A 12,463-nucleotide genomic window follows, 5' to 3' on the forward strand; every position below is an offset into this window, starting at 1 on the left:
ACATTGAACTTACTATCGTATTTTGGATTTACGACTCTTGTTTTCTTAAGACGGCGTAATAGAAACCATCCATATCGTCTTCTCCCGGCAGAATTTGCCTTCCCGGAGAGTTCGGATCTGAATTTACCAATATAGCATCTGGTGTATCGGCCAAAAACCGGCTAATTTGATCTTTATTTTCCTGTGGTGTGACGGAACATGTTGCATACACCATCGTACCGCCTGATTTTAGCTGTTGCCACATCGCGTGCAGGATTTCTTTTTGTAGCAAAGAAAGCTGTTCAATATCCTCGGCACGTCGTAGCCATTTTATATCGGGATGACGGCGAATAACGCCTGTAGCCGAACAGGGAGCATCAAGTAAAATCCGGTCAAACTTATTGCCGTGCCACCATTGCTCTGGATAACGGGCATCACCCTGAATCACACTTGCTTCCAGATTCAGTCGGTTCAGATTTTCTTTTACCCGCTGTAAACGCTTATTATCACAGTCGATGGCAATCACGTTTGCTGTTGGCTCCCTTTCAAGTATGTGAGCCGTTTTCCCTCCGGGAGCTGCGCAGCAATCCAGAATTTGTTCGCCCGGCTGTGGCGCCAGATAATCCACGGACAATTGAGCTGCTCCATCCTGTACGGAAATCCACCCTTCCTCAAAATGAGGTAACTGGTGCACGTCACAAGGTGCGGCTAATTTTATGGCGTTAGGAAGGTGCTCATGTAGACGTGAGTCAATATTTTGCTCATTAAGCAGGGACTGGTAGTCCGGTGCGCTAATGTATTTTTGGTTAACCCGAAGCCACATGGGCGCTTTCTGGTTATTGGCTTCAACAACCTGTTCCCATTGCTCCGGATAGGATTGTCGGAGTATTTTCAACAGCCAGCCCGGATGGCCATATTTTCCGGCATCATGACTTACCGCAATGGTATCTAATCCATCCTTGTTTCGTTGATAATTGCGTAACACTGCGTTAATTAATCCGCGTAAACGTGGACCTTTCAGTGCTTTTGTTGCTTCAACGGTCTCTCCGACGGCTGCATGATCTGGAATTCGCATAAAACGGATCTGATAAATGCCAACCAGCAGAAGGTGATGAAATACCCTTTGTTTTCCCTTTAGAGGTTTATCCATTAATTCTTTCACAATGGATTCCAGCCTCGGAAGGTAACGGAGAACACCAAAGCAAATCTCCTGAAGTAATGCATAATCCCGGGAGTGAATACTTTGTTGGGCTGCGGGTAATGCAGAGGAGAGCGATACGCCTTTATCGACAACCTGAAAAATCACATTTGCTGCAGTGGCACGAACATTCATTTTGGAACCTAAATAATAAAAGAACACAAACAAAGCTGGATGGACCTGTTTGTGTCTGTTTTTTGATAATTAAGACAGTTGACTGCCAACCTCAAACCAATCCGCCCGTGCGTTCAGGATGTCCTGAACCGGAAGAGCCTTTTTACCCGGAATCTGAAGCGTTTCTAAGACTAAAACGCCTTTCCCGGTTGCAATATAAATCCCGGTTTTGTCTGTTTTAAGAATGGTGCCAGCCGGTTTATCTGTTGACGTCTCTGACAGTCTGGCTTGCCAGACTTTAATATTGTTATCCGCCACTTTAAAGTAGCTCATGGGCCATGGGTTAAAGGCCCGGGTACAGCGCTCAATAAATTCGGCATCAGATGACCAGTCGATGAGGGCTTCCTGCTTACTTAATTTCTCAGCATAGTTGGCTCGTTCATCGTCTTGCTTTACCGGGCAAATTCGGTTATCTGCAATATCGGTTAAACAGCGAACCAGAGCTTGAGGTCCAAGGTTCGCGAGTTTTTCATACATAGAAGCACTGGTATCCGATGGTTCAATCGGTGTTGTTGCGACACTTAGCATGTCGCCGGTATCAAGGCCAACGTCCATCTGCATAATGGTTACGCCGGTTTCTTTATCTCCGGCCCAGATAGCACGCTGTATTGGTGCCGCCCCCCGCCATCGTGGTAAAACCGAACCGTGTACATTAATACAGCCTAACTTAGGCATGTCCAAAACTGTTTTTGGCAACAGAAATCCATATGCAACAATAATCATAATATCCGCATCAAGCGATTTTAGTTGCTGTTTGGCTTCGTCTGATTTAAAACCTTCTGGTTGATAAACCGGAATATTATTTTCTAAAGCCATATTTTTGACCGGGCTGGCCGTGAGTTTTTTCCCCCGGCCTGCAGGGCGATCCGGTGGAGTATAAACCCCAACAACCTGATGCTCCGAAGACAACAACGCCGCCAGGTGGCGGGCGGCGAAATCAGGAGATCCTGCAAAGACAATACGTAGTGATTGACTCAAAGTATTACCTCACTTGTTATTTTTCTCATTAAAGCGTTTGATTTTTTCGAGCTTATCTTTGATTCGTTTGCGTTTTAGAGGTGACAAGTAATCGACAAAGAGTTTTCCCTTTAGATGATCAAGTTCGTGTTGTACACAGATTGCCAGAAGGTCTTCTGCATCAAACGTAAACTCGTCGCCATCACGATTCAGTGCTCTGACAGTAACCTCTGCCGCTCTGGGGACAAATGCCCGGGAACCGGGAACGGATAAACAGCCTTCTTCAATACCATCTTCACCTCTTTTCTCAAGGATCTCCGGATTGATTAAAACCAAAGGTTGATTACGGGTATCAGAGATATCAATCACTACTATTCGTTGGTGAACATTTACTTGTGTTGCCGCCAGACCGATACCTTCTTCTTCGTACATGGTATCAATCATGTCATCAACAATTTTTTGAATTTCCGGAGTCACCGACTCTACGGGTTTCGCTACCTTTCTGAGGCGATCATCAGGAAAAGTTAATACTTCTAAAACAGCCATATACACTCAGATGTTGAAATATGTCGAAATAAAACAAAGTTATTGGATCAATTCTAGACATTTTAGACTCTAAATGACAGCATTCCGCACAGATAAATCATATTGATTCTTAGTTCGCTCAATAAAAAGACACACCACTTATCCAAATGTCTCTGTTTTTTCTTATCTTTCGGTGAATTGTTCCCGGAAGGTCATTGTCATCTCAAACATTATTGGTCGGAGAACAAGATAAAATGGACAAGAAATCATTATCTTTCTGGCTTTCTTTATGTCTGGCTCCCCGGGTTGGCATCAAAAAAATTAGTCAGTTACTGAATCATTATTCAGTCGAAGAGCTGCAGTCATTTCAGTTTAATGATTGGTTAGCCCATAAATTCCAGCCACATCAGGCTAAATTTATTATGGCATCGAGTCATAAAGAGGTTGAATATTGTCTGGAATGGCAAGAAAGAGTGTCTGATCATGCCATTGTGACGTATCTTGATGATGACTACCCTTATTTGTTAAAGGAAATAGCGTCTCCTCCGCCGGTAATGTTCGTTCAGGGAGACACGTCTGTTCTGGCCAAGCCGCAGATTGCGGTTGTTGGCAGCCGTCATGCCAGCCACTCTGGTCAACAGAATGCTTTTTCTTTTTCCAGAAATTTATCCGAGAAACAATTTGTGGTTACCAGTGGTCTGGCGTTGGGGGTTGATGGTCATGCTCATGATGGGGCGTTAAAAGCCGGGGGAGAGACGATTGCGGTCCTTGGGTGTGGTTTTGAGCATTTGTATCCTAAAAGCCACCGTAATCTGGCGCAGCGGGTTCGGGAGCAGGGGGCATTAGTTTCTGAATTTCTTCCTGATATCAAACCCAGAGCTGAGTTTTTTCCGAGACGAAACCGTATTATCAGTGGGTTGTCATTAGGTACATTAGTCGTTGAGGCGGCTGAAAAAAGCGGTTCGTTGATTACGGCTAAGTATGCCGTTGAGCAAAACCGGGAGGTATTTGTGATTCCCGGATCTATCCATATGGCAAATTCCCGTGGCAGTAATGAGCTTATCCGGGCCGGTGCCTGTCTGGTTCAAAATACACAACAAATACTGGATGAAATAAAACACTTAGTTACTTGTGGTGATAATCCAGATAGAATAACGAATGAAGCGGCAGCTTCTGCTTCAATAAATGTTCAGGAGCAATTGCCATTTTCTCAACTGTTGGCTAACGTAGGAGAGGAGGCCACGCCAGTTGATATTATTGCCAGCCGGACCCATATACCAGTTCATGAGGTGACTATTCAGCTTTTAGAACTGGAGTTGAAAGGTTTAGTGGTTGCTGTGTCCGGTGGATATATTCGTAATGGGAGGGGCTAGCTATGATGATGGATATACTCATGTATCTGTTCGAAACTTACATCCATAGCGATGCTGAGTTACAAGTGGATCAAGACGAATTGGAAGATGAATTACTTCGTGCCGGCTTCCATCAGAAAGATATCTTTAAAGCCCTGAATTGGCTGGAAGAGCTTGCTGCTCTGCAGAAAGCGGATGTGCACTCTGCTCTTGAGACCAGCGCGACCACATCAATGAGAATTTACACATTTGATGAATGTGCCCGTATCGATACGGAGTGTCGGGGATTTCTTCTTTTTCTTGAGCAAATAAAAGTTCTGACTCCGGAAACAAGAGAAATGGTCATCGATAGGGTGATGGGGTTGGAAACCAATCAGTTTGAACTTGATGACCTTAAATGGATTATCTTAATGGTTCTCTTTAATGTTCCTGGAAATGAAAGCGCGTATACCGTCATGGAAGAATGGTTGTACACAAAAGAGCAGGGACTTCTTCATTAATACAGATTAACAACTTCGATGAGTAAGAAGATAGATCACACGTTATTCTCCATACATGAGCGTACACCGGGTTCAGAGTCTACCTGCCCGAAATGTGGTGGCAAACTGGAAATGCGCTACGGTAAGCGGGGTGCCTTTTTAGGGTGTGTGAATTATCCTTCTTGTGATTATCTTCAGTCATTACAGCAAAATGATGGCCATATTGTTAAACGTCTTGGGGTTCCTTGTCCGGAATGTGGACAGGAACTTGTTTTACGTCAGGGTAAATATGGCATGTTTATTGGGTGTAGTGACTATCCGAATTGTCACCATATTGAATCAACCGGTAATGATGACACCAAAAGTAACGTTAAATCTCTTATCTGTCCGGAGTGTCGTAAAGGACATTTGATTGAGAGGCAATCACGGTTTGGTAAGCAGTTTTGGGCTTGTGATCATTACCCAAAATGCAAATTTGCGCTGAACCATCCTCCGGTTGATGGCCAATGTGAAGCGTGTGGCTATCCACTATTGTTTGAAAAAAAATACTCGGCCGGAAACAAGCTGGTTTGTGCTGATCGCAAGTGCGGTCATGTTCAGGGGCAAGGGAAAGATTCCGAATAAGAAAAGAGATAGTGTTTTTCTCTATCTCTTTTGATTAATAGAGATATAACTCAGAGATTATTGCCATTTATTGGCATATTCATGGATTGCCGGATAGGCATTTTTATCCAAAATTTCTGCCAGAGAGCACATCAGGTGCTGGAGTTCGGAGGTGCTTTTCGCACAGACATTGATATGTCCCATTTTCCTTCCCGGGCGTTTTGTTTTTCCATACCAGTGAACATGGCAACCTTCCGTTGACAGAATGGTGTCCGGAAGCGTGTCTTCACCAAGAATATTAATCATACAGGTTGGGCGGATTAGTGTCGTACTTCCGAGTGGGAGTCCACATACCGCACGTAGATGATTTTCGAACTGGCAGGTTTCTGCACCTTGCTGAGTCCAGTGTCCTGAGTTATGAACACGCGGTGCAATTTCGTTAACCAGCAGTGTTCCTTTAACATCAAAAAACTCCAGAGCCAGTACGCCGGTGTAGTTCAGGCTATTGGCTACTGCGGTAAACATTTCCTTGGCCTGCGCTTGTAATGCTCTGTCTTCAATGGCCGTTGACAGACTCAATACCCCATTCACATGAATATTTTCAGCAAGCGGGTAAACCACCACTTCGCCGTTCTTTCCTCTGGCTCCAACCAGAGAGACTTCACGATCAAATGGGACAAATTCTTCGGCAACAATCGCCTGCCCGGATGATGCCTGAATGCACTGGTCCATTTCGCACCAGACGGCATCCACATCATCCATGGATTTAAGACGCCATTGTCCTTTGCCATCATAGCCACCCAATGCACTTTTTAGCACCATTGGCAGACCGACGTATTGGATTGCTTCATCAAAGTCCTGACGGGTATGAATGACATAGTGTTTGGCATTCTTTACATTGGCACTATCCAGCAATGTTTTTTCCAGACGACGATCGCCACCTGCTTTGATTGCGTCAGTATTCGGGAGAAATTTTCCGCTTTTTTCACAGAGTGTCAGAATGTCGTGAGGGATGTGCTCAAATTCTGCAGTAATGACATCAGCCCGTGAAATGGCGTCTTCTAAGTCATTATTTACTACAGATTGGGTTAACGGATGTACTACCTTTTGGGATATCACATCAAACGCGTTGGTTTCTATGTTAAGGGGAGCGCCGGCTAAGGACATCATTCTTGCCAGTTGTCCTGCCCCCAACACCAATACATTCATGAATTATTCCTCCGCCGGGTTTGGGTTGGCCAGAACAGTGTCGGTTTGTTCCTGACGAAACGCTTCAACTTTTTCCATTACTGACGTATCGTGAATCCCAATAATCTGTGCGGCCAGAATCCCGGCATTAGCGGCGCCTGCTTCACCGATGGCCAGCGTTCCTACCGCAATACCTTTCGGCATTTGCACAATGGATAGAAGAGAATCCATTCCTTTGAGGGCCCGGGACTGAACCGGGACACCAAGAACCGGAATACTGGTAAAGGCGGCAGCCATTCCCGGCAGATGAGCAGCACCACCGGCACCCGCGATGATGACACTGATTCCACGATCTTTAGCACTGGAAGCATAGTCAGCAAGAAGCTGTGGAGTCCGGTGGGCTGATACAACTTTTGTTTCATACTCAACGCCAAATTGTTCCAGCATATCTGCGGCAAGCTTCATCGTAGGCCAATCTGATTTAGAACCCATAATGATTCCGACTTTCATCTCCAAACTCCTTCACTGTGTATTTGGTCGAACATGTTCTTTTCCCGGCGCATTATACGGGGAAAAAACACAAAGGAAAACGTTTGCGTCGGTTCTGATTTCTGATCGATGCCATTTGTTATAAATAGATTTAGGTTTCATGACAGATAATTTGTACACTATGTTCCCGATAATAGTTCAGCCTGAGGAAGTGTCGTGAATAATTTTGATCAAGCCGTAATGGCGCTCCAAAATGGAGACGTCATTGGGTATCCGACGGAAGGCGTTTTTGGCGTCGGGTGCGATCCGGATGATGTTATGGCCATAGAAAAGTTGTTACAAATAAAACAAAGGCCGGTTGAAAAAGGGCTTATTCTCATTGCTGCCAGTTATGAACAGTTACTCCCCTACATTGATGAAGAGCAACTAAGTGATGAACAAATCTGTAGGGTTAAAGAATCCTGGCCGGGTCCTGTTACCTGGATAATGCCTGCAAGCAGCCAGGTTTCATCCTGGCTAAGCGGGAAATTTGATACGATTGCTGTCCGGGTTACTGATCATCTTCTTGTCCGGCGGCTTTGTTGTGCTTTTGGTAAACCAATCACGTCGACCAGCGCAAATTTGTCCGGGCAACCTTCCTGTTTGACGACAGAAGAGGTTCAGCAGCAACTTGGTGGGAAGCTGGCTGTTATTCTCAGAGGTGAAACCGGAGGGCGGAATAAACCAAGTGAAATCCGGGATGCCCGGACATTAGCGGTATTGAGGAAAGGCTGAAATGGAATTAATAGATAAAGAGGCAATAAAGGCTTTTTTACTCGGTTTACAGGACCGAATTTGCCTGGCTTTAGAAACTGTAGATGGCGGCAGTAAGGCGTTTATTAAGGATTCCTGGCAGAGAGAACCAGATTCTGGCCTCAGCGGTGGTGGGTGTTCAAGAGTATTAAAAGATGGACTTGTTTTTGAACAGGGAGGGGTGAATTTTTCTCATGTAAAAGGACAATCCATGCCGGCTTCTGCGACTGCCCATCGTCCGGAACTGGCAGGTCGATCGTTTGAGGCTATGGGGGTTTCACTGGTCATTCATCCGAAAAATCCTTATGTTCCGACTTCTCATGCCAATGTCCGGTTTTTTATTGCAGAAAAAGAAGGAGAAAAACCTATCTGGTGGTTCGGCGGTGGGCTGGACTTAACGCCGTTTTATCCTTTTGATGAAGATTGCCGATTCTGGCACGAGCAGGCAAAAAAATGTTGTCTACCGTTTGGTCAGCATGTTTATCAGGAGCACAAGAACTGGTGTGATAAGTATTTTTATTTACCTCACAGAGATGAAACCAGAGGCGTTGGCGGGTTATTTTTTGATGATTTAAATCAGTGGGGATTTGAAAAAAGTTTCAATTATCTTCAGGCAGTTGGTAATTGTTTTATTCAGGCTTACGTTCCGATTGTTGAAAAAAGGAAAGCCATTCCTTTCGGTTCTCGGGAGAGGGAATTTCAGCTATATCGCCGGGGTCGTTATGTGGAATTTAATCTGGTGTATGATCGTGGAACATTATTCGGTCTGCAAAGTGGCGGGCGTACAGAATCCATTTTGATGTCCATGCCTCCAAGAGTTAGGTGGGAGTACCAGTATCAGCCTGAAGATGGTAGCCCGGAATCGCAATTGCAGGATTATTTAGTTCCGAGAGAATGGTGACAGCAGGAAATTCTGGTGGTAGGGTCGGAAAAGGAATAGACGAAAGTTTGAAATAGTTGTTGTTAAGGCAAGGACATGTCCGAATTATTAGATCGATACGCAGTATTTGGTAATCCAATCAGTCACAGTAAATCTCCTTATATTCATACGTTGTTTGCCCGGCAAACCAGTCAACATATGGAATATACCGCTGAACTTGCCCCTATCGGTAAGTTCAAAGAAACCATGGACCATTTTTTCTCGACAGGAGGAAGAGGGTGTAATGTCACTGTTCCTTTTAAAGAAGAGGCCTATCAGTTCGCTAACCTTCTGACGGAAAGAGCCAGATTGGCGGGAGCAGTGAATACGTTAAAAAAACTGGATGATGGCGGTATCCTCGGTGATAACACTGACGGCGAAGGACTGGTGCAGGATTTATTGTTGCATCAGGTTCCTTTGTTGGATGCAAAAGTTCTGATTATTGGGGCTGGTGGTGCTGCCAGAGGGGTAATTAAACCTCTTTTGGATCAGAAGCCTCAGAGTATTACGATAACTAACCGGACATTTTCTAAAGCGGAACAGGTTGCGTCATTATTTGATGACTTCGGTGAAGTTGATGCTGTTCCTTTGGACGAAATTTGTTCCGGATACGATGTCATTATCAACTCCACTTCGGCAAGTCTTAATGGCGAGTTACCGGATATTTCAACCGCAATCTTTACTGAGAGAAGTGTTTCCTATGACATGATGTATGGAAAAGGTCTGACGGTTTTTAATCACTGGGCTGTGGAAAATGGCTGTGCTAATGCCTATGATGGCCTGGGTATGCTGGTTGGGCAGGCGGCGGAAAGCTATTTATTATGGCGGGGCTACCGACCCGGAACCAAACAGGTGCTCAGAGAGCTAAGACGGAATCTGCAGGGTTAACATGAACCAGTCAATATTATTTCCAGATGTACAATGTTGGGATGATCAGGCTCAGGTTGTGATCTTTCCTGCTCAGTGTCAGGGAGCTTTGATTGATTGTATGGTAGACAGACTGTATCTGGAAAGGATCTCCGGAAAGGTATTAGCCGATGAATCGTCAGTATTATCGGCTTTCTCTAAATTTCGGTTTGATATTGAGGAAGAAGCTCAAGCACTGATTGAAGAGGAAGAATTCAGTGCATCGGGTAAAATTGAGCTCTCAGGCTGAATCGCTATCCAAGGTTTCAGATAGGTAGTCATTTTTCGTGTTTATGTAATTTTTGGCCGATTTTGTTAGAAAAGCGCGTTCTTCTTCTGTCAGAGCCCGGGCTTTTTTGGCGGGTGAGCCCAGATACAGAAAGCCACTTTCTAATACTTTGTTTGGCGGTACTAAGCTACCAGCACCAACGATAACTTCACTTTTTATACAGGCACCATCAAGAATGATGGATCCCATTCCAACTAATACCCGGTCCTCTATTGTACAACCATGCAGCATGACTTTATGTCCGACGGTAACCAGATTACCAATAATAAGTGGATGTCCCTTATGGTTTTCGGCATTTTTATGGCCGACATGTAATACGCTACCATCCTGTATATTCGTTTCTGAACCAATCTTTATATAATTCACATCTCCCCGGGCTGCGACCAGTGGCCATATACTGGATTCATTACCAATATGGATGTCACCAATCAGGACTGACGTCGGATCAATATATACATTTTCTCCCAATGACGGGTAGATGCCTTTATAGCTTCGAATGGAATGCATGGTTTTTCGTTTTCCTTATTGTTATTTCATCACATATTAAACCTCAGCGATTGGAAAAATGGAAAACCTGTTTATAAAATATTCAAACAATGAAAAAAATAGAAAAAAAATAGAAAAAGGGCTTGCCAATGTGAGCTCGATCTCTATAATGCCGCCTCACTGACACGGCAACGGTTCAAAAAGAACGGAAAGCTAGTGACAGCAAGGTCTGACGGTAAGACGAAATAATAAAAAAGTGTTTGACACTTAAGATTATCTCGCTAGAATGACCGCCTCTTCAGTAAGTAATTATGAAGAGAACGCTCTTTAACAATATAAACCTATCAATCTGTGTGGGCACTCGTCGGATAAACATCCAAAAGATTTTATCAATGATACGAGTGACCAAAACGAACAGGATTTCTTTTTAGAATGAATGTTTGGCACAGTCAATTCAACATGACATTACTTTTAATAAAGTAGTGCATGTTATCAGTATTCATTGAGCCGATGCTAAGGCATCAAAAAACTTTAATTGAAGAGTTTGATCATGGCTCAGATTGAACGCTGGCGGCAGGCCTAACACATGCAAGTCGGGCGGTAACAGGAGAAAGCTTGCTTTCTTGCTGACGAGCGGCGGACGGGTGAGTAATGCTTAGGAAGTTGCCCGGTAGAGGGGGATAACCATTGGAAACGATGGCTAATACCGCATAATACCTATGGGTCAAAGCGGGGGCTCTTCGGACCTTGCGCTACCGGATACGCCTAAGTGAGATTAGCTGGTTGGTGAGGTAAGAGCTCACCAAGGCGACGATCTCTAGCTGGTCTGAGAGGATGATCAGCCACACTGGAACTGAGACACGGTCCAGACTCCTACGGGAGGCAGCAGTGGGGAATATTGCACAATGGGGGAAACCCTGATGCAGCCATGCCGCGTGTATGAAGAAGGCCTTCGGGTTGTAAAGTACTTTCAGCAGTGAGGAAGGGTAACAGATTAATACTCTGTTATTTTGACGTTAGCTGCAGAAGAAGCACCGGCTAACTCCGTGCCAGCAGCCGCGGTAATACGGAGGGTGCGAGCGTTAATCGGAATTACTGGGCGTAAAGCGCATGTAGGTGGTTGATTAAGTCAGATGTGAAAGCCCGGGGCTTAACCTCGGAATCGCATTTGAAACTGGTTGGCTAGAGTACTGTAGAGGGGGGTAGAATTTCAGGTGTAGCGGTGAAATGCGTAGAGATCTGAAGGAATACCGGTGGCGAAGGCGGCCCCCTGGACAGATACTGACACTGAGATGCGAAAGCGTGGGGAGCAAACAGGATTAGATACCCTGGTAGTCCACGCCGTAAACGATGTCTACTTGGAGGTTGCGGCCTTGAGCTGTGGCTTTCGGAGCTAACGCGTTAAGTAGACCGCCTGGGGAGTACGGTCGCAAGATTAAAACTCAAATGAATTGACGGGGGCCCGCACAAGCGGTGGAGCATGTGGTTTAATTCGATGCAACGCGAAGAACCTTACCTACTCTTGACATCCAGAAAATCCTTTAGAGATAGAGGAGTGCCTTCGGGAATTCTGAGACAGGTGCTGCATGGCTGTCGTCAGCTCGTGTTGTGAAATGTTGGGTTAAGTCCCGCAACGAGCGCAACCCTTATCCTTGTTTGCCAGCACTTCGGGTGGGAACTCCAGGGAGACTGCCGGTGATAAACCGGAGGAAGGTGGGGACGACGTCAAGTCATCATGGCCCTTACGAGTAGGGCTACACACGTGCTACAATGGCGTATACAGAGGGCGGCCAACTTGCGAGAGTGAGCGAATCCCAAAAAGTACGTCGTAGTCCGGATTGGAGTCTGCAACTCGACTCCATGAAGTCGGAATCGCTAGTAATCGTGGATCAGAATGCCACGGTGAATACGTTCCCGGGCCTTGTACACACCGCCCGTCACACCATGGGAGTGGGCTGCAAAAGAAGCAGGTAGTTTAACCTTCGGGAGGACGCTTGCCACTTTGTGGTTCATGACTGGGGTGAAGTCGTAACAAGGTAGCGCTAGGGGAACCTGGCGCTGGATCACCTCCTTACACGATGATGGTTATTGTCGAGTGTTCACACAGATTGAAGGTTTATGTCGTTT

13 protein-coding genes and 1 rRNA gene are annotated in these 12,463 nt (G+C 45.3%); 8 read left to right on the plus strand and 6 right to left on the minus strand.

All coding sequences use genetic code 11. From position 1 onward, the window contains the following. Positions 1-28 precede the first annotated feature (28 nt). The 3 genes from rsmB to def all read right to left on the minus strand — a co-directional run bounded on the left by rsmB (position 29) and on the right by def (position 2,854). Positions 29-1,312, minus strand: coding sequence for a 16S rRNA (cytosine(967)-C(5))-methyltransferase RsmB (rsmB, locus tag LRQ06_RS06995; protein ID WP_232765689.1), 1,284 nt, complete (start codon positions 1,310-1,312; stop codon positions 29-31). A 69-nt stretch (positions 1,313-1,381) separates the two neighbouring features. Then, a complete protein-coding gene (fmt, locus tag LRQ06_RS07000; RefSeq protein ID WP_232765690.1) occupies positions 1,382-2,329 on the minus strand; it encodes a methionyl-tRNA formyltransferase in 948 nt (315 codons plus the stop codon). Between the two features lie 9 nt (positions 2,330-2,338). After that, complete coding sequence (def, locus tag LRQ06_RS07005; protein ID WP_232765691.1) at positions 2,339-2,854, minus strand: peptide deformylase; 516 nt, start codon at positions 2,852-2,854, stop codon at positions 2,339-2,341. Between the two features lie 233 nt (positions 2,855-3,087). Here def and dprA point away from each other — a divergent pair, with 233 nt between their 5' ends. From dprA to LRQ06_RS07020, 3 genes are read left to right on the plus strand one after another with little or no spacing between them, the layout of a single operon-like run. Beyond that, positions 3,088-4,206 (plus strand): DNA-processing protein DprA, encoded by a 1,119-nt coding sequence (gene dprA, locus LRQ06_RS07010; RefSeq protein ID WP_232765855.1) that lies wholly within the window; start codon positions 3,088-3,090, stop codon positions 4,204-4,206. A 2-nt stretch (positions 4,207-4,208) separates the two neighbouring features. Next, on the plus strand, positions 4,209-4,685 hold the full coding sequence (locus LRQ06_RS07015; RefSeq protein WP_308218820.1) for a DUF494 family protein: 477 nt from the start codon (positions 4,209-4,211) through the stop codon (positions 4,683-4,685). Positions 4,686-4,703: 18 nt separating this feature from the next. Further along, positions 4,704-5,288, plus strand: a complete 585-nt coding sequence (locus LRQ06_RS07020) for a DNA topoisomerase family protein (protein ID WP_232765692.1) — start codon at positions 4,704-4,706, stop codon at positions 5,286-5,288. A gap of 57 nt (positions 5,289-5,345) precedes the next feature. On the opposite strand, the gene LRQ06_RS07025 is transcribed toward LRQ06_RS07020, so the two are convergent. Continuing rightward, positions 5,346-6,476 carry a 5-(carboxyamino)imidazole ribonucleotide synthase gene (locus tag LRQ06_RS07025; RefSeq protein ID WP_232765693.1) on the minus strand — a complete coding sequence of 377 codons (1,131 nt, stop codon included), beginning with the start codon at positions 6,474-6,476 and terminating at the stop codon, positions 5,346-5,348. 3 nt (positions 6,477-6,479) lie between these two features. After that, the gene (purE, locus tag LRQ06_RS07030; RefSeq protein ID WP_232765694.1) at positions 6,480-6,965 is read right to left on the minus strand and encodes a 5-(carboxyamino)imidazole ribonucleotide mutase; all 486 of its coding nucleotides are present in this window, start codon (positions 6,963-6,965) and stop codon (positions 6,480-6,482) included. A gap of 195 nt (positions 6,966-7,160) precedes the next feature. Between purE and tsaC the strand changes: the two genes are divergently transcribed. The 4 genes from tsaC to LRQ06_RS07050 all read left to right on the plus strand — a co-directional run bounded on the left by tsaC (position 7,161) and on the right by LRQ06_RS07050 (position 9,811). Then, positions 7,161-7,718 (plus strand): L-threonylcarbamoyladenylate synthase type 1 TsaC, encoded by a 558-nt coding sequence (tsaC, locus tag LRQ06_RS07035; RefSeq protein WP_232765695.1) that lies wholly within the window; start codon positions 7,161-7,163, stop codon positions 7,716-7,718. Between the two features lies 1 nt (position 7,719). Then, positions 7,720-8,637 carry an oxygen-dependent coproporphyrinogen oxidase gene (hemF, locus tag LRQ06_RS07040; protein ID WP_232765696.1) on the plus strand — a complete coding sequence of 306 codons (918 nt, stop codon included), beginning with the start codon at positions 7,720-7,722 and terminating at the stop codon, positions 8,635-8,637. A 75-nt stretch (positions 8,638-8,712) separates the two neighbouring features. Further along, entirely contained in the window at positions 8,713-9,543 is an 831-nt protein-coding gene (gene aroE, locus LRQ06_RS07045) for a shikimate dehydrogenase (protein ID WP_232765697.1), read from the plus strand. 1 nt (position 9,544) lies between these two features. Further along, entirely contained in the window at positions 9,545-9,811 is a 267-nt protein-coding gene (locus LRQ06_RS07050) for a DUF1488 family protein (RefSeq protein WP_232765698.1), read from the plus strand. Here the strand turns inward: LRQ06_RS07050 and LRQ06_RS07055 are convergent. After that, positions 9,803-10,357, minus strand: a complete 555-nt coding sequence (locus tag LRQ06_RS07055; RefSeq protein ID WP_232765699.1) for a gamma carbonic anhydrase family protein — start codon at positions 10,355-10,357, stop codon at positions 9,803-9,805. The genes LRQ06_RS07050 and LRQ06_RS07055 overlap by 9 nt on opposite strands. A 511-nt stretch (positions 10,358-10,868) precedes the next feature. Between LRQ06_RS07055 and LRQ06_RS07060 the strand changes: the two genes are divergently transcribed. Next, positions 10,869-12,410, plus strand: a 16S ribosomal RNA gene (locus tag LRQ06_RS07060). Positions 12,411-12,463 lie beyond the last annotated feature (53 nt).

Source organism: Vibrio salinus (assembly GCF_021272385.1).
Classification (GTDB): Bacteria; Pseudomonadota; Gammaproteobacteria; order Enterobacterales; family Vibrionaceae; genus Vibrio; species Vibrio salinus.